16 protein-coding genes are annotated in these 14,681 nt (G+C 58.3%); 8 read left to right on the top strand and 8 right to left on the bottom strand.

What is annotated here, in order from left to right; genetic code table 11:
• The first annotated feature begins 89 nt into the window (after positions 1-89).
• From ACVWVQ_RS05775 to ACVWVQ_RS05760, 4 genes are all read left to right on the top strand, one after another.
• Positions 90-608 carry a DUF2808 domain-containing protein gene (locus ACVWVQ_RS05775; protein ID WP_414331896.1) on the top strand — a complete coding sequence of 173 codons (519 nt, stop codon included), beginning with the start codon at positions 90-92 and terminating at the stop codon, positions 606-608.
• 231 nt (positions 609-839) lie between these two features.
• Entirely contained in the window at positions 840-1,673 is an 834-nt protein-coding gene (locus ACVWVQ_RS05770) for an undecaprenyl-diphosphate phosphatase (protein ID WP_457507369.1), read from the top strand.
• Positions 1,674-1,758: 85 nt separating this feature from the next.
• Positions 1,759-1,896 carry a DUF4351 domain-containing protein gene (locus ACVWVQ_RS05765; RefSeq protein WP_414374584.1) on the top strand — a complete coding sequence of 46 codons (138 nt, stop codon included), beginning with the start codon at positions 1,759-1,761 and terminating at the stop codon, positions 1,894-1,896.
• 316 nt (positions 1,897-2,212) lie between these two features.
• Positions 2,213-2,824, top strand: coding sequence for a hypothetical protein (locus tag ACVWVQ_RS05760; RefSeq protein WP_457507367.1), 612 nt, complete (start codon positions 2,213-2,215; stop codon positions 2,822-2,824).
• Positions 2,825-3,211: 387 nt separating this feature from the next.
• On the opposite strand, the gene ACVWVQ_RS05755 is transcribed toward ACVWVQ_RS05760, so the two are convergent.
• Both ACVWVQ_RS05755 and ACVWVQ_RS05750 read right to left on the bottom strand, forming a co-directional pair.
• Positions 3,212-4,798: an NAD(P)H-hydrate dehydratase gene (locus ACVWVQ_RS05755; protein WP_457507365.1), complete on the bottom strand. Its 1,587-nt coding sequence runs from the start codon at positions 4,796-4,798 to the stop codon at positions 3,212-3,214.
• A gap of 56 nt (positions 4,799-4,854) precedes the next feature.
• Positions 4,855-5,256, bottom strand: coding sequence for a VOC family protein (locus ACVWVQ_RS05750; RefSeq protein ID WP_414342431.1), 402 nt, complete (start codon positions 5,254-5,256; stop codon positions 4,855-4,857).
• 149 nt (positions 5,257-5,405) lie between these two features.
• On the opposite strand from ACVWVQ_RS05750, the gene ACVWVQ_RS05745 reads away from it, so the two are divergent.
• Together ACVWVQ_RS05745 and rpe are read left to right on the top strand one after the other, a co-directional pair.
• The gene (locus ACVWVQ_RS05745) at positions 5,406-5,717 is read left to right on the top strand and encodes a hypothetical protein (RefSeq protein ID WP_457384814.1); all 312 of its coding nucleotides are present in this window, start codon (positions 5,406-5,408) and stop codon (positions 5,715-5,717) included.
• 105 nt (positions 5,718-5,822) lie between these two features.
• Positions 5,823-6,533 (top strand): ribulose-phosphate 3-epimerase, encoded by a 711-nt coding sequence (gene rpe / locus ACVWVQ_RS05740; protein WP_414408814.1) that lies wholly within the window; start codon positions 5,823-5,825, stop codon positions 6,531-6,533.
• 87 nt (positions 6,534-6,620) lie between these two features.
• Here rpe and ACVWVQ_RS05735 read toward each other — a convergent pair whose 3' ends face one another.
• Positions 6,621-7,322: a hypothetical protein gene (locus ACVWVQ_RS05735; protein ID WP_457507363.1), complete on the bottom strand. Its 702-nt coding sequence runs from the start codon at positions 7,320-7,322 to the stop codon at positions 6,621-6,623.
• A 277-nt stretch (positions 7,323-7,599) separates the two neighbouring features.
• Between ACVWVQ_RS05735 and miaA the strand changes: the two genes are divergently transcribed.
• Complete coding sequence (gene miaA, locus ACVWVQ_RS05730) at positions 7,600-8,664, top strand: tRNA (adenosine(37)-N6)-dimethylallyltransferase MiaA (protein WP_457507361.1); 1,065 nt, start codon at positions 7,600-7,602, stop codon at positions 8,662-8,664.
• Here the strand turns inward: miaA and menD are convergent.
• A complete protein-coding gene (gene menD / locus ACVWVQ_RS05725) occupies positions 8,588-10,399 on the bottom strand; it encodes a 2-succinyl-5-enolpyruvyl-6-hydroxy-3-cyclohexene-1-carboxylic-acid synthase (RefSeq protein ID WP_457507359.1) in 1,812 nt (603 codons plus the stop codon). The two genes, miaA and menD, sit on opposite strands and share 77 nt — an antisense overlap.
• 10 nt (positions 10,400-10,409) lie before the next feature.
• Positions 10,410-11,318 carry a cyanophycinase gene (locus ACVWVQ_RS05720; RefSeq protein ID WP_414416841.1) on the bottom strand — a complete coding sequence of 303 codons (909 nt, stop codon included), beginning with the start codon at positions 11,316-11,318 and terminating at the stop codon, positions 10,410-10,412.
• Positions 11,319-11,506: 188 nt separating this feature from the next.
• Between ACVWVQ_RS05720 and ACVWVQ_RS05715 the strand changes: the two genes are divergently transcribed.
• Positions 11,507-11,749, top strand: a complete 243-nt coding sequence (locus ACVWVQ_RS05715) for a hypothetical protein (protein WP_011433628.1) — start codon at positions 11,507-11,509, stop codon at positions 11,747-11,749.
• Between the two features lie 124 nt (positions 11,750-11,873).
• Here ACVWVQ_RS05715 and ACVWVQ_RS05710 read toward each other — a convergent pair whose 3' ends face one another.
• From ACVWVQ_RS05710 to ACVWVQ_RS05700, 3 genes are all read right to left on the bottom strand, one after another.
• Positions 11,874-12,407, bottom strand: a complete 534-nt coding sequence (locus tag ACVWVQ_RS05710) for a fasciclin domain-containing protein (protein WP_457398116.1) — start codon at positions 12,405-12,407, stop codon at positions 11,874-11,876.
• Between the two features lie 338 nt (positions 12,408-12,745).
• Positions 12,746-12,970 carry a DUF3134 family protein gene (locus ACVWVQ_RS05705; RefSeq protein ID WP_457473691.1) on the bottom strand — a complete coding sequence of 75 codons (225 nt, stop codon included), beginning with the start codon at positions 12,968-12,970 and terminating at the stop codon, positions 12,746-12,748.
• 102 nt (positions 12,971-13,072) lie between these two features.
• The gene (locus tag ACVWVQ_RS05700; protein WP_457507357.1) at positions 13,073-14,410 is read right to left on the bottom strand and encodes a UDP-N-acetylmuramoyl-tripeptide--D-alanyl-D-alanine ligase; all 1,338 of its coding nucleotides are present in this window, start codon (positions 14,408-14,410) and stop codon (positions 13,073-13,075) included.
• Positions 14,411-14,681 lie beyond the last annotated feature (271 nt).

The raw sequence follows: 14,681 nt of genomic DNA, 5'->3' as shown, positions 1-14,681 counted from the left end.
AAGTGTTTCAACCAGCGGAGGTTTGGGTGTTGAGAGCAGTGATGAGAGCAGGGAAATGTTCGCAGGAACTTGGCCTTGCTCGGCGAGGAATGAGGCTGGCCTTGGCGGGCCTGTTGATGGGGAGCCTGGGATCCCTGATGGTGCCCCATTCTGCAGAGGCGCAGTCGGGTTTGGTGATCACCGGCAGTGAGGGGGTGCCTGTCCTCAGCTATCGGCTCGATTTTGGCGGGGTTCGCAGTCGTTTGGATCGCTATCGCCTGACCATTCCCCCCCAGAATGTGGCGGTGGCAGAAGTGCAGATCAACGGGGACAGGAATTTCGATGGCCGCATCGATCCGGAAAGTGTCCGCCTGGAGGTAGAAGGCCGGCCTGTAGAGCTGGATCAAGTGTACTGGAACGAGGAGTTTCGCTCTCTAGAGGTGGTGGCCCGTCAACCCATTGCTGCCGGTCAGGAGATCCGTCTGGTGCTCTCCAACGTGCGCAACCCTTCATCTGCCGGTATCTACCGTGTGGAGGCGCGGGTACGGGGTACGGAACCCAACCCCCTCTTCCGGAATGTGGGCAACTGGCTGATTACCATTGAAGACCCAGAGCGGATTGGCTTCTGATCTATTGACCCGATGATCTGACCTACTGTTGATCTTTGCGGCGATCCTATAGGCACAGCCCTTTTGCGGGTCTGGGACAGCGACACCCAAGTTCCCGGCCAGTTGGGGTGGGATCCCTCTGCAAGTGTTTGTTCGCCGTGGTATGGGCTGCTGGAAAAAGCCGGAGTTCTGAGTTTTTCTAAGAATGGGGATTGTGCAAATCCGGCAAGTTTGGGTGGGGGAGTGTTTACCTTGTTGCTTGCTGACACCTGGTATCCCAATTGGTGGCAAGCTCTGATTTTGGGCATGGTGCAAGGGATCACCGAATTTCTGCCCATTAGCAGCACGGCTCATCTGCGGGTGTTTCCGGCTTTGGTGGGGTGGCCGGATGCGGGAGCTTCGTTTACGGCGGTGATCCAGTTGGGCAGTTTGGGGGCGGTGCTGATCTACTTTGCCTCTGACCTGCGCCAGTTGCTCCTGGGCTCCTGGAAAGCCTGGCGAGAACGAGATTTCCAGCAGGAGCCTTGGCGGCTGTCGGTCGGGATCCTGGTGGGAACAGTGCCAATTGTGGTTGCCGGCTGGGCCATCAAGGCCATTTGGGGATCCCCGCCCCGCCAGTTGTGGGTGATCGCCGTCGCAGCCATCGGCTTGGCTGTGTTGTTGGGCTGGGCAGAGCAAACGGGCAAACGCCAGCGAGACCTTCACAGCTTAGGCATTTGGGATGGGATCTGGGTAGGGCTGGCCCAAGCTTTGTCCCTGATCCCTGGGGTGTCGCGCTCCGGCTCGACGCTGACGGCAGGGCTGTTTCTCCATTTGCAGCGCTCGGCTGCCGCTCGCTACTCCTTCTTGCTGGGGATCCCGGCATTATTTTTGGCGGGGGTTGTGGAGTTTATCTCCGAGTTCGAGGCAGAGGCCCTGCTGCCGCAGGGGTTGGGCACTCTTTCTGCTTTTGTCTTTTCCTATCTCTCTATCGATTGGCTGATTAAGTTTTTGCAGCGCAGCAGCACTTGGCTGTTCATCTTTTATCGGATTGGCTTTGGCTTGTTTATTATCTTGGGTTTAGCGCTGGGGTTCCTAAGACCCTAATCAAGCTCAGTCAACTACAATCCACGGGGATCCCTGAGGTGGTCACTCCTTTCTGGCTGCTTTTCCCACTGAGAAGATTGGCAAAATGGGATCCCTGCCTGAGGAGGTGGAGGCTCAGATTCGGTCTTTATCGGTGGAGCGCTTGGAAGAGCTGGGTCTAGCCTTGCTGGAGTTCCAGTCGTTGATTGACCTCACCACCTGGCTTGATGGATTCAGCCATTAAAGGTTCTCCCCTTCAAAAAAGGGCTCCGTATCATACGCTGACCAATCTAAAGATTGGGCCTGTGTGTTGCAGCGCACTTGCACTTTGTTGAAGCAGATGTTAGTTTCTACTTGAGCATCAGGCTGCAAATCCAGTCTTGCTCTTGTCGGGTGATGAACGGTAGATCCTCCTGAGAGAGTTCCTTCTAGGGATCCCTGCCCTAATTTTGTGTTGCTTGTAGCTCCAATAGAAGGATTGCCGGATCCCTGTGGGGGTCACTTGTGCCACTTGAACTGCTAGAACCAAGGCGATTATGAACGGCCTCAGGATACTGCTTATGTTGATGCTCTCTTCTGTGTTGGTGTTGCTGTGTTGGTGCAGTGGCGGGGGAGGTTCTACCCCCAGTGCAGAAGAAGAGCCCAATCCTGATCCCACTACTGGATTTGTGCCAGAAAATCCGGGTGAGGATCCCTCTCCAGATATGATCCCGGTCGATGAACTGGATAGATTGTTTCCGAATTTGCCACCGGATCCTGGAGAAGAAGGGAAGCAAACTTTGGAGGGGATTGATGCCGATGGAGATGGCGTGCGTGATGATGTGCAGCGCTGGATTTACCGCCGGTATCCCAATGATGAGCTGAAGCGGAAGGCCATGCTGCGATACGCCAAAGCTTTACAGGCAAGCATCGTGAATGTTGACAGGGATAGTCGAGACCAGGTGCGTGCAAGAGTGCTTGATCGTTTCCGAGCAATTCGATGTGCGCGGTTAGCATTTGGCGGGGCAAATGAATTCGACCTGATTGATGAAGTTGCTGAAGCAAGAAGGGAAGTGGAATTTCAAATGCTTAACACCCAGGAAAGAGTTATTGCAGATTTAACTGTTGATGCCAAGTTCTCTGGACAAGTCGTTGGCGCAGAAGAATCGACATGTACTGACCCAATTCGCTAGATTAGTGAGGATAAATGGATGTTCGGTCGAAATACTGTTCGTCTTGTTGTTTTATTGTGCTGTTGCCTGTCTGTACTGATTCTCAAGTCTTGCTCATTACCGAACAAATCAACTATCTACTCAGTCGTTTCTCCCAACCTAGGTTTCAATACTACTGAATCTATTCTTAAGTCTAGAATCTATTATATTAACGGGTTAGCAACTGCAAGAGATGACGCAGAAAGAAATCGTGATAGGATCATTGCTGCCATTGGAGGAAATGAAGTTTGGTGGCCTGTCCAAGGCTTTCGAGTAACCAGCCAGAATTCTATTCCTGTGCCCTTTACCGGGTGACCCCTAGTGGAGGGTAGGAGCAAGCAGGAAGGCTTGGGCTATGACTTAGAGTATTTATTCACCCGCCTGCGACACGGTATGGACAACTTGCTCCTGTTGAAGAGCTTGCAGCACCTGGGGCAAATGCTCCGCCAGCCGTGCCGGATCCACCCCTGTTAGACCGCGTTCCCGCGCCAGCTGGATAGCCGCTTGGGCATGCCACCACACCCCGGCACAGGCGCAACTGAGCAAGGCGGGAGCGTCCAAAGGTTGATCGGCTTGAGCTCTTCTTCGCGCCACTAGGCCCCCGATCAAACCGGTCAAGACATCGCCACTGCCACCCCGGGCCAAAGCCGGCGTGCTCTCCGGATTCACCCAGCATTCCCCAGTGGGAGAGGCGATCACCGTCCGCGCCCCCTTCAAAACCACCACGGCTCCACTCTGGGCTGCCGCCCTTTGGGCTGCCTCGATGCGATCGTGGAGCGGGATCCCCGGGAAGAGCCGCCGAAATTCCCCCAGGTGGGGGGTGAGGATGGCTTGGATCCCTTTTTCCTGAAGGCGCTCTACCCCCATCTCCGCCAGAGCATTCAGCCCATCCGCATCGATCACCCAGGGGATCCCGGCCCAATCCCGCAGCAGGAGTTCCAGCAGAGGCAAACGGGTTTTTCCCAAGCCTGGCCCCACGGCCACCGCCTGAAAGGGTTTCAAGGACTTCGTCCCGCTGTCGCGATCAGCCACCGGCGGCAAAGAAGGGATCCCTTCCCAGGCATGAACCAAAACCTCTGGCAAGGCGCTGTGGATCAGTCCTTTCAACTCCGCCGGCGCCGCCATCGTCACCATGCCCACCCCGCTGGCGCGGGATCCCAGCCCCGCCAACACCGCTGCTCCAGCATAGGCTGCCGAGCCTGCCACCAACAACAGGGATCCCTGGCGGTATTTGTGGGTATCCAAAGGGGGATCCGCGGGAAAGTGCTGCCAAGGCCGCAGCAACAATCGGGGAACCTCCACCTCTGGGTAGGCCCAAGGGGGGATCCCAAAATCAACGCGATGTAACCGTCCTACCCAAGGCAGAGCCGCTTCCTGCCACAACCCCCGTTTCCAAAGGCCAAGGGTATAGGTATGGCTGGCGCGAATGCAGCAGCCCCAGACTTCCCCGGTTTGGTCGTTGAGGCCAGACGGCAAATCCAGGCTAAGGATGGGGATCCCACTGCCATTGGCCCACCCCACCGCCCCCGCCCAAGGCTCCCCCAAGGGTCGGTTCAGACCGATCCCAAACAGGGCATCGATGAGCAAATCGCAATCGGCCAGCTCTTCAAGACTCTCCACAAACTCTGCCCCCAGCGCCTTGAGATAGCGGGCGTGGTCTGCCGTCAGGGGTTTGAGATCCGGCTTGCCCAGCCACACCTTCACCGACTTTTGGGCCAGCCATAGCTCCCGCCCAACCACCAACCCATCGCCACCGTTGTGCCCTGTCCCGCAGAGGATGCCAATGCGCTGGGCTTGCGGAAAATCCTTCTGCAACTGAGCAACAACGGCCAGCCCCACCTTCTCCATCAGAGCGGCAACGGGCATGCCGGCAGAGAAGATCTGCCCCTCAAGGCGCTGCATCTGCGCGGAACTGACCAGGCTGATGGCCGGATCGAACTGGCAACGAGAACCCATATCGCTACGCAACGCTGTTGCAACCGGCGGCATTGCTGAGGGGAGAGGGCTCATGGCTAAGTTGCGCTAATCGAGCTTAGCTCTATCACATTCCCGTCGGGATCCCGGACGAACACTGCCGCTCGCCCGGAAGCGCTCGGTTGCACCTCATACCCTTCCTGCCGCAGGCGAGCCTTCACCGCTTCCAAGTCATCTACCCCCAGCGCCACATGGGGATTACGCCCCCACTTTGAGGATCCCGTTCCGCTTCGCTGCCGTGGATCCATCGGCTCCTCGGCCACGATTAAATGAATTTGGGAGGAACCCACTTGATACCAAGCGCCGGGAAAGTCAAACGGCAACCGTTCCACCTTGGGGATCCCAAGCACTGTCCCGTAAAAATGTTCGGCTCTGGCCAGATCGCTCACCCAAAGGGCGGTGTGCAGGTGATGATAGGTTGGCTTTTGGGGGGCAGTCATTGTCTTGTTGGGAAATCTTGACCGTGGGGCTTTGCAAGGCCGACGCGAACATCAATATTTTCTCCGAACGGCAAGCCAAACCCGTAAGCTAAGGTGGAGCTAGCGCACCCGCGACAACCGTATCTTTGTTTTCGCACAGGGGTTGGCCCATGGGATCCCGCACCAAGTTTTTTGGCACGGTCTTGGCCATGCTGGCCGTGAACAGCATCTACATGCAGTTGCAGCAGCTTTCCCTGAGGCTGGAGGAAAGGGATCCCGCTCCCTCTGAGCAGTCTTCTCCAGAGCCTCAAAGCAGCAAGGGCTCCGTCCCGCTTCCGCGAGCGGAACGGCTGGATCCCTGGCACCGTGTTGCCCAAGTCTTGCAGGGTCTGTGGCCCGGCGATGCGAGCTTGAAAGGACTCCGTTCCGCCAACGCGAACGGGATCCTGTCGCCAGAGTCCACGTCCCCCCTGGAGCCTTGAGTGCCAAGCTGAGAGGGGATATGACGCTTTGCAAAGGGGATCAAACCCCGTACCATAGAGGAGCAGGTTTCTCCGTTTCTCTGTTTTCAATCCCCAGGACTCACCATGGTGCAGCCGTCAGCGACCTCTGGGCAAAAGCCGATTGTGATCGCCCCTTCCATCCTTTCAGCCGATTTCAGCCGGTTGGGGGAGGAAGTACGGGCAGTGGATGAGGCAGGAGCCGACTGGATCCATGTGGATGTCATGGATGGCCGCTTTGTGCCCAACATCACCATTGGCCCGTTGGTGGTGGAAGCCCTGCGCCCGGTGACGGCCAAGCCCCTGGACGTCCACCTGATGATTGTAGAGCCGGAGAACTATGTGGCGGATTTTGCCAAGGCAGGGGCCGACATTATTTCCGTGCACGCAGAGTCCAGCTCCACCATTCACCTGCACCGCACCCTCAGCCAAATCAAGGATCTGGGCAAGCAAGCGGGCGTGGTGCTCAATCCGGCCAGCCCTTTGGAGCTGATCCAATACGTGCTGGATCTGGTGGATCTGGTGTTGATCATGAGCGTCAACCCCGGCTTTGGCGGCCAGAGCTTTATTCCAGCAGTGGTGCCCAAAATTCGCCAGTTACGGGCCATGTGTGATGAGCGCGGCCTGGATCCCTGGATCGAGGTGGATGGTGGCTTGAAGGGAAGCAACGCTTGGCAGGTGATCGAGGCAGGAGCCAATGCCATTGTAGCCGGTTCGGCAGTGTTCAAGGCCAAAGACTATGCAGAAGCCATTCGCAGCATTCGCAACAGCCGCCGTCCCGAGCTGGTGACAGTTTAAGGTGACAGTTCATTTTGAAGGAAACTGCTCCCTTACTGAAATCCGGCTTGACCCCAGCGCTGCGCTGAGCCAACTCCTCACGTGCCTTTAGCGCAAAGCAGCAGCCCCTTTCTGGGCAGCGTGAGGCCCCGTCCCGCTGTTGACGGCAGTTGTGCCCAGGCAATGGGGAGGCACATCGACGGAGGGGGGGATGATCGGCTGGGGCAAAGTGGGGCTGAAAAAAGTCTGACAAAAAGGCACGCGATTGCGCTGAATATCGGCAAGGTAGGGAGGAGGAATGGTGCCCAAATAGGCGCCCAGCACCTGCTGCTCGGGATCCTCTGGCAGTATTTGGTAATGCAACATCAGGCGATTATCGGGAAACCAGGCGCGGATAAGCCTTTGCAGGGCCTTCAAGTTGAAGCCCGGCTCTTCAGGGTTGCGAATCAGGTGCATTCCCGCCAGGCGCCCGCCGACAAAATAGGCTTGCACATAAAACCCACGGGCATAGATGGGGGGCTCCAAGGAGTTCTGAGATGAAGGGGAATCGGGCAGGTAAAGGGCTTCACCCCCAGGACGCAGTTGCCAGCGGCTCCAGCGGGGATCCTCCCGGTCGCTGGAAATGGTCTCCCAATTGTTGGCGCGGGCGTAGCTCAAGAAGCGCTCCTCGACCATGCCCAGATAGAGTATTTCCATTTGCAAGGGCAGCCGAGCCCGGGTTTGCAGCAGGGGTAGAGTGCGCACTTCTCCCTGCTTGAGCACCAAGGTTTCCCCCAGCGCCGAGCAAGGGACACCTATGAGCATAGCCATCAGCAACCCTGTTCCAATTGCCCGTCCAATCTGGCTGAGGCCGCGCCTTGCGAACAGCTCTAGCCGGAGAGGTAAAAACTGCGCCACTGGCTGCGGCTGTGGCCCATTGCCCCTCAAAACCGTCGAAGCAGGAATGTAGGATGAGATCAGCACAGCAAAAAAGCAGGGTAGTAGGTAACCGATCCTAACCCAAAGAGACAAGGTTCTTCGAGAATCTTAATCTGGTCTCTGAGGAAAGTTGCTTGCCAGTCTGCCCTGCCGATGGTTTGGGTAGCGAATGCGCATTACCCTCGAGAATGGCATTCCCGCTGCAGCAGCTTCTGACCGGACAGAATGGCCGGGATTGATCGTCATTGCCGGCCCCACGGCCACCGGGAAATCTCGACAGGCGCTGCTTTTGGCCCAACGGCTGGGATCCCCGTTGTTGAACGCCGACTCTCGCCAGGTCTACCGCGAGTTTGACATCGGCACGGCCAAGCCCACCCCTGCTGAGCGGGCTCTCTGGCCCCACGAGTTGATCGACATTGTTGATCCCTGCCACACCTACACGGTGGCCGAGTTTCAGCAGGCGGCCCAAGCCCGCATCGCCGAGGCCCATCGGCAGGGACAGACGCCCATCCTGGTGGGGGGCACCGGTCTCTACATCCAGTCGGTAACCTCCGGCCTGGGGATCCCTGCGGTACCTCCGCAGCCCCAACTGAGAAGACAACTGGAAACTTGGCCCCCTGAGATCCGCTACGCCTGGCTGCAGCAGTTGGATCCCGTTGCCGCCCAGCACATTCATCCCCATGACGCAGTGCGCACGCTGCGGGCTTTGGAGATCGTCTACACCACCGGGAAGCCGGCTTCCAGCCTACGGCAGGCCCATCCCCCCCATTACCCCATCTTGATCCTGGGGCTGCGCTGCCCAATGCCCCGTTTGGAACAACGCATTGCCCGGCGCACGGCGGAGATGATGGAGCGGGGGTGGATCGAGGAGGTGAAAACCCTGCGGGAGCGCTACGGGCCAGACTTACCCCTCTTGCAGACCTTGGGCTATGCGGAGATCGGCGCTTATCTGGAGGGGCGGATCCCGGAAGCCGAACTGCAACCCCTGATTGTGCGGCGCACCCGCCAATTTGCCAAACGGCAGATGACTTGGTTTCGAGCCATGCTGGGGATCCAAAAGGGCCATGCCTACGGCACCCTGTCGGGAAGGGGTCGATGCGTGGCCCTGTGGCTGGACTGCGAAGCTGAGGATTTGCCGGAGCAGATCTGGAAGCAGGTCAAGGCTTGGATGGCAGCTCCGACCACTGTTGAAACCAGTCCCGCCGCCGCTGAGCATCGGCTTTTCGATCCGTAAGGATCTCCAACACCCGCACCCCTTGGGCAGGTAAGGGATCCAGAGCTTCGGCCAGCTCCTGCCAGCTTTCCACTCGGCGATGGGGAATGTGGTGGGCCTGACAGAGCAGGGCAAAATCCACCGCCTGGGGCGTGGCGAAATAGGGCTCGAAGGGTGGGCCCACCTCAGCGATGGGCAGCAGCTCAAAAATCCCACCCCCCTGGTTGTTGATGAGGAGAATGGTCAGGGATCCCCGCACCTGTTGGCCGAGCCGTAGGCCACTGCTGTCGTGGAGAAAGGCCAGATCCCCGGTCAGCAGCACCGTTGGGCGTTTGTGAGAGCCGTGGGCCACCCCAAGGGCGGTAGAGAGAATGCCATCGATGCCGTTGGTGCCGCGATTGAAGTAGGGACGGATGCGGCGGTCGTTGGGGGGCCAAAACCACTCCACATCCCGCACCGGCGTGCTGTTGGCAATAAACAGCGGAGTCTCTGGGGGCAAGTGGTGGGCCAGCCACCAGGCAACCTTGCCTTCAAACCACTCCGATAGGTCAGTCATGGCCTGGTCTAGGGCAGCACGGATTTGTGCTTCCGCTGTCAGCCAGCCCTGCAGAAAAGTTGTTCGCTTGGCCGGCGCTTCCGGGATCCCGGAGACCCACTCTTCCACGGCAAAAGGCAAATGGGTGGTGGGGTTGTGCAGGGGATCCCCATTCTCAGGGCGGGGATCCAACCGCCAAACGCGGGGAGCAACCTTGGCCAGGGTTTGCCGCAGCGCTTTGCTGGTGGGCAGGGATCCCAGTTGGATGACTTGCTGCGGCCAAAGCTGGGGATCATCCCGCTGCAGGATGAGGTCGTAGGTGGTGATGAGATAGGGGTTGAGGGAAGCGTAGTTGCGCAGGGGAGAAAGCCCCTCCGCCAGAACCGGCCACCCCAAAGCCGTCGCCAAACGGGCCACTGCCTCCACATAGCGCTGGGGATCCAGCGGTTGAGCCGGCCCCGCCAAGATCACCCCCCGCTCACAGCTGCGCCACTCCTGCCAAAAAGAAACCGTCTCCGTCTGAAAAGGGCTCCGCACCGCCTGCAAGGAAGAGCCGGTGCATGGAGGAGCAACCCCACGAAAAAAGGTCTTCTCGAACTCCGGATCTTCCTGTAGATGGAGCAGCGGCGCAGTGCTGCCATCGGCAATGGGAGCCAAGGGATCCCGGAAAGGCACATTTAAATGCACCGGGCCGGGAAAAGGGTAAAGGGTGCGCTCCCAGGCGTGAACCAGGGTCTGGCGCAAGTAGGCCAGGGCTTCTGGAGCCGCGCTGGGCAGGGCCAACTCCGCCTGCCAGTTGGGGTAATGGCCGTAGAGCTTCACCTGGTCAATCGCTTGGCCGGCGCGGCAGTGGCGCAGCTCCGGGGGCCGATCCGCCGTCAAAACCAAAAGCGGCCAGCCACTTTCTGCCGCCTCGATGAGAGCTGGGAAAAAGTGAGCGCCAGCGCTGCCGGAAGTACACACCAGGGGGATGGGCTGCCGGGTTTGCTGGGCCAACCCCAGCGCAAAAAAGGCTGCCGACCGCTCATCCAGCACCGGGATCGCCTCGATGTCGGGGTGCTGGGCCAGGGCGTAGGTCAGGGGGGCTGAGCGGGATCCCGGAGACACCACCGCTAAACGGCAACCCAGCCGACTCAAGGTTTCGGCCAATAGGGATCCCCAGAGGGTGTTGAGGTTGCGCCAGTCCAGCCGCCTTGGCAGGACAAAGTTTTCACCGGTCACATTTCAGCAGTCAGAGTGGAGACAAGGTGTTGAGATCGAATCGGGATCCCGGCGGCAAAAAGTGAATGCGGGCATTGTGCAGCCGAAAATACTCATCCGCTGCCGCCTCCTGAACAGTCGAGTACAGTTGCGTCCCGTCTACAATCGTCACCGTCCCCAAGCCGATCACCTCCATCACATCGTTGGCCTGGATCACCACCGCCGTATTCTCGTCAATGCCGATACCCAGACATTGGGGATAGTGGGCCACCGCCGTAACCAGCCGCACCAGGCGATTGCGCTGATGGAAATGTTGATCGATGATGACGCGAGGCAAAAGGCCCAGGCCTGTCTTCACCGTTACAATTGCCGGCGTGGGCGGTTCTCCGCTGTAGCCGCGGGAGATCATCTGCTGCCCCAACGCAGAAGCTCCGGCGCTGGTTCCGGCAATTACCGTCTGCCCCCGCTGCCACTGCTGTCGAATGGCCTCCATCAGCTCGCTGTGGGCCAGCACCTCCGCCAGCCGCTCCTGATCCCCACCCGTAAAGTAGATGCCGGTGGAGAAGCGGATTTTCTCAACGTTATCGGGATCCCTCGCCTCCATCGGGCTGCGGATATCCAGAACTTGGAGGCTGGCCGCCCCCATCTGCTGAAAAATGTTGGCGTAGATCTCCCCCAGCACCGCCGGGATCCCAGAAGCCGCGGGCACGATGGTGATGTGGGCAGACTTTCCCCCCGCTCGGCGGAAGAATTCCCAAAGGATGTGGCGCTCATTTTCCTTGTCCTCTGCTCCCCCGACGGCGATGATGTCGGAACGGGCGGTGATGGGATCCTTCACGGTAGAGCGGCTCAGGGGTTGGGCGTCGTTTGTCGGGGTGGAAGGAACTCCGTTCCACTCCAGCTCACGGTGGGCAGCAGAAACATCAGGCAAATGGGGCATGGAGCGCGAGGAAGATTAAAATGGGCACATTTCACTTTCACTATGCTACGGCTTGGAATTCGGTTTGGCGCAGCTCAATTCCAGATTTCACGGAAGAGTCAGGGGTTGGTTAGGGGTCTCAAAAGGGGGAATAATGTTCATAAGAACACCCCTCGTCTCGTCCTTCGGTTCACCCAGCAGGAGCATCCATGGCCAGAAAACCTGACGGATATCTTGTCCACATCATGCTGGAAGGTGGACAAACCATGCAGGTACGGGTCAAAGAAGCCAGAGAATACACCGAGCTGATCAACAACCTCATGGTGGGCGGCGAAGAGTTCATCACCTTGCCCAAGCAAATGGACAATGAGTACATGATCGTGCGTCCTCAACGGGTGTCCGGCGTGTCGGTGGAGGCAATCTACGCTTCCAGCGTTGGCATCGACCTATGAAATTGGGGATCCCTTGCCCAAAGAACGGAATAGCTGGGGATCCCAATACAAAACCCCCGCCACCAGAGCAGGGGCTGCCAGAGGGCTAGACCCTGAAGGGCCTAGAATTCATGGCGTTGGTAGGTCACCCTTGTGGAGGCAAGATCACCTTGTCGATCACGTGGATGACACCGTTGGAAGCTTCAATGTCGGCTGTTACCACATTGGCATCGTTGACCTTGACACCATCAGCCAAAGAGATCTCCACAGGAGATCCTTCGACCGTAACCACTTCCCCAGCTTCCAAAGAGGTGGAGAGAACTTTGCCGGGCACCACGTGGTAGGTGAGGATTTGGATCAATCGCTCACGGTTTTCCGGCAAGAGCAACTCCTCCAAAGTGCCTTCCGGCAGAGCTGCAAAAGCCTCATCGGTGGGAGCAAAGACGGTGAAGGGGCCTTCCCCAGAAAGCACTTCCACCAAGTCGGCAGCCTCCAAAGCTTGGATCAGGGTGGTGAAAGAGCCGGCCTCAGCAGCAACATCCACAATGGTTCTACTAGCAGCAGCGGTTTTCACGCTTTCAGAAGTCGCGCCCTGGCTGCTGGCATTGACCATAGGGGCTGCAACCAACGTGGTGGCTGAGGCAACGGCCAAAGAGAGAGTGAAGAGATTGCGAATCATATGCTGTAACCCTTCGTAAAGATTAGGTTTACATTCCTTAGAGACGTAGGGGAGCCTGTTCGAGTTCCTAAAAATCAAAAAAATCTTGGAAAAAGATACTCTCAACGTGCGAAACGTAATCTACGCAAGGATTTTGGGATTATGCTCCACTGCTTTTAGATTTGCAACAACAACTCCGGTACGTTTGCCAGCCAACCACAACGACCTGAAAAGGGATCCTTTCAAGCCGAGAAATCTATTACATTTATTTACATTTTCATTGCAAGAGCCGGCACACTAAGAACCGGCAGCTTTGCTGTGCCGGGCAAAGGGGGTGAAGAGGCATTCAACAACTGCAGCTATTCTTCTTCGGGCTCGAAGTCTTCGTCGTAGTCGTCCCCGATCAAATCGTCGATATCATCGATATCTTCTTCCAAAGCCATCTCAGGGACTTCAATAGGCTGCTCAATCAACCGGCCTTCCTGGCGCAACCAATCGAGAATGGAAAGGCTGCTGGGGGAGGGCACCACCGTTGGCGGTTGATCGCGGGGTTCTTCGCGCAGAGAGGGATTGTGGTAGTACATGCCGTACAGAAGGCAGCTATCGACGAGGAATGAGCCCGGCTTGGGCTAAGCCCCTCTCAACAGAGGGACGCGGGCTTTTCATCAGCCGTTTCTTAGCTTAGCCTACGCCTGCCACTCCTGCAAAAAGCGGTGCAGCACCCGCTCCAGTTCAACAGCCCGCGCTGCCTTGAACAGCAGCCGATCCCCGGCTTGCACGTGATGGAGCAAGATTTCCAGCAGTTCGGATACCTCCTCGCAGCGTTCTGCCTGGGCTGCCGGTTTTTGGTCGAGCAGCGGTTGCATCTCCCCTTCCGGATCCAAGAGCAAGACCCGATCCAGCCCCAGAGGGGCAGCCGCCCGACCCACCTCTGCATAGAGCTGAGGCGCATGCTCTCCCAACTCCCGCATCGGGCCGAGAATGGCCCAGCGCCGTTTTCCCGGGGTTTGGGCCAGCAGGTGTAGAGCCGCGATCATCGCTTCCGGCGAGGCATTGTAGGTTTCGTCCCAGATTTCCACATCTCCTGCCAGCTTGAGATGGCGGTTGCGCCCCTCCAGAGGGGTGGGCAAAGCAATGGGTTCTCGGAGCCGCTCCCAATCCAGCCCCAAGCTGCACAGAGCAGCCAGCACTCCCATCCAGTTGAGGGCATGGTGTCTTCCCGGCAAGGGCACCGGCAGCGTTAGGCCCTCCACAGTTACCGTTTGGGCTTGGGGATCCCATTCTCCCCGTAAGTCCCCCCGATCCAGACCATAGGTAAGGGTTTGTCCCGACCACAGGCTGGCGGCGGTAGACAACAGCAAGGGATCTTCTCCATTGAGCAGAGCCACCCCCTGCCCTAGCTCCTGCAGCAGCTCGCACTTGGCAGCAGCAATGGCCGCGCGGGATCCCAGTCTGCCGATGTGGGCGGTGCCAATATGGGTGATCAAGGCGTGGGTGGGCTGAGCCATCTGAGCCAGGCGGCGAATTTCTCCGGGGCCTCGCATGGCCATTTCCAGAACCACAAACTGATGCTCCGGTTGCATCTGGAGCAGGGTTTGAGCAACCCCGATGTCGTTGTTGTGGTTGGCCTCACTTTTGAGAACTGTGCCGTAGCGGGATAGGGCAGCCGCCAGCATTTCCTTGGTGGTGGTTTTGCCTGCTGAGCCCGTGATGGCTACTACGGAGGGGGGAAACTGCTCCCGCCAGCCTCTGGCGATGCGCTGGTAGGCAGCTAGGGTATCTGAGACTTGAAAATGGGGCCCGGCCACCGGACGCTGGCTGATGACGGCAATGGCCCCTCCGGCCAAAGCTTGCGGAATGAAGTCGTGTCCATCAAACCGTTCCCCCCGCAGCGCCACAAAGACTGACCCCGGCTGCAATTGGCGGCTGTCGGTGCAAATGGCTTGGACGGGAAGACCCAACAAATGGGGATCCCCCTGCAGGGGAGTTTGCAGCAGGTCAGCCACAGTTCGTAAGGTCAGCATCGGGCAGAAACTCCAATTCGCCTACAGCCTCTTCGTCTATGGTCATTTCAGACCCGATTGAGACATTTCCCAAGCGCTCCCCCTCACCCCCAGCCCCTCTCCCAGGGGGAGTCAGCCCTCACCCCCAGCCCCTCTCCCAGGGGGAGAGGGGAGTTGGGGATAGCTGTACAGCTTTTTTCAGCGTTGTTTACCACAGCCAGTGTCAATCAATCTCTTGCGTGGGAAGGCTCCCGCTTGGCTACGGAACTCCCATGAAGTCGGAAAAAGCTGT

This window comes from Thermostichus sp. MS-CIW-36, from assembly GCF_054059035.1.
Note: the sequence above shows the minus strand (reverse complement) of the source record. Positions and strands in the feature narration are given on the sequence as shown.

Excerpts from the sequence above, each read along its gene's own strand:
- ACVWVQ_RS05745 (WP_457384814.1), top strand. The coding sequence starts at position 5,406 with ATGGGATCCCGCACCAAGTTTTTTGGCACGGTCTTGGCCATGCTGGCC.
- ACVWVQ_RS05765 (WP_414374584.1), top strand. The coding sequence starts at position 1,759 with ATGGGATCCCTGCCTGAGGAGGTGGAGGCTCAGATTCGGTCTTTATCG.
- ACVWVQ_RS05705 (WP_457473691.1), bottom strand. The coding sequence starts at position 12,970 with ATGTACTACCACAATCCCTCTCTGCGCGAAGAACCCCGCGATCAACCG.
- ACVWVQ_RS05710 (WP_457398116.1), bottom strand. The coding sequence starts at position 12,407 with ATGATTCGCAATCTCTTCACTCTCTCTTTGGCCGTTGCCTCAGCCACC.
- ACVWVQ_RS05750 (WP_414342431.1), bottom strand. The coding sequence starts at position 5,256 with ATGACTGCCCCCCAAAAGCCAACCTATCATCACCTGCACACCGCCCTT.
- ACVWVQ_RS05775 (WP_414331896.1), top strand. The coding sequence starts at position 90 with ATGAGGCTGGCCTTGGCGGGCCTGTTGATGGGGAGCCTGGGATCCCTG.
- ACVWVQ_RS05700 (WP_457507357.1), bottom strand. The coding sequence starts at position 14,410 with ATGCTGACCTTACGAACTGTGGCTGACCTGCTGCAAACTCCCCTGCAG.
- ACVWVQ_RS05715 (WP_011433628.1), top strand. The coding sequence starts at position 11,507 with ATGGCCAGAAAACCTGACGGATATCTTGTCCACATCATGCTGGAAGGT.
- ACVWVQ_RS05735 (WP_457507363.1), bottom strand. The coding sequence starts at position 7,322 with ATGGCTATGCTCATAGGTGTCCCTTGCTCGGCGCTGGGGGAAACCTTG.
- ACVWVQ_RS05760 (WP_457507367.1), top strand. The coding sequence starts at position 2,213 with ATGTTGATGCTCTCTTCTGTGTTGGTGTTGCTGTGTTGGTGCAGTGGC.
- ACVWVQ_RS05755 (WP_457507365.1), bottom strand. The coding sequence starts at position 4,798 with ATGGGTTCTCGTTGCCAGTTCGATCCGGCCATCAGCCTGGTCAGTTCC.
- miaA (WP_457507361.1), top strand. The coding sequence starts at position 7,600 with ATGCGCATTACCCTCGAGAATGGCATTCCCGCTGCAGCAGCTTCTGAC.
- rpe (WP_414408814.1), top strand. The coding sequence starts at position 5,823 with ATGGTGCAGCCGTCAGCGACCTCTGGGCAAAAGCCGATTGTGATCGCC.
- ACVWVQ_RS05720 (WP_414416841.1), bottom strand. The coding sequence starts at position 11,318 with ATGCCCCATTTGCCTGATGTTTCTGCTGCCCACCGTGAGCTGGAGTGG.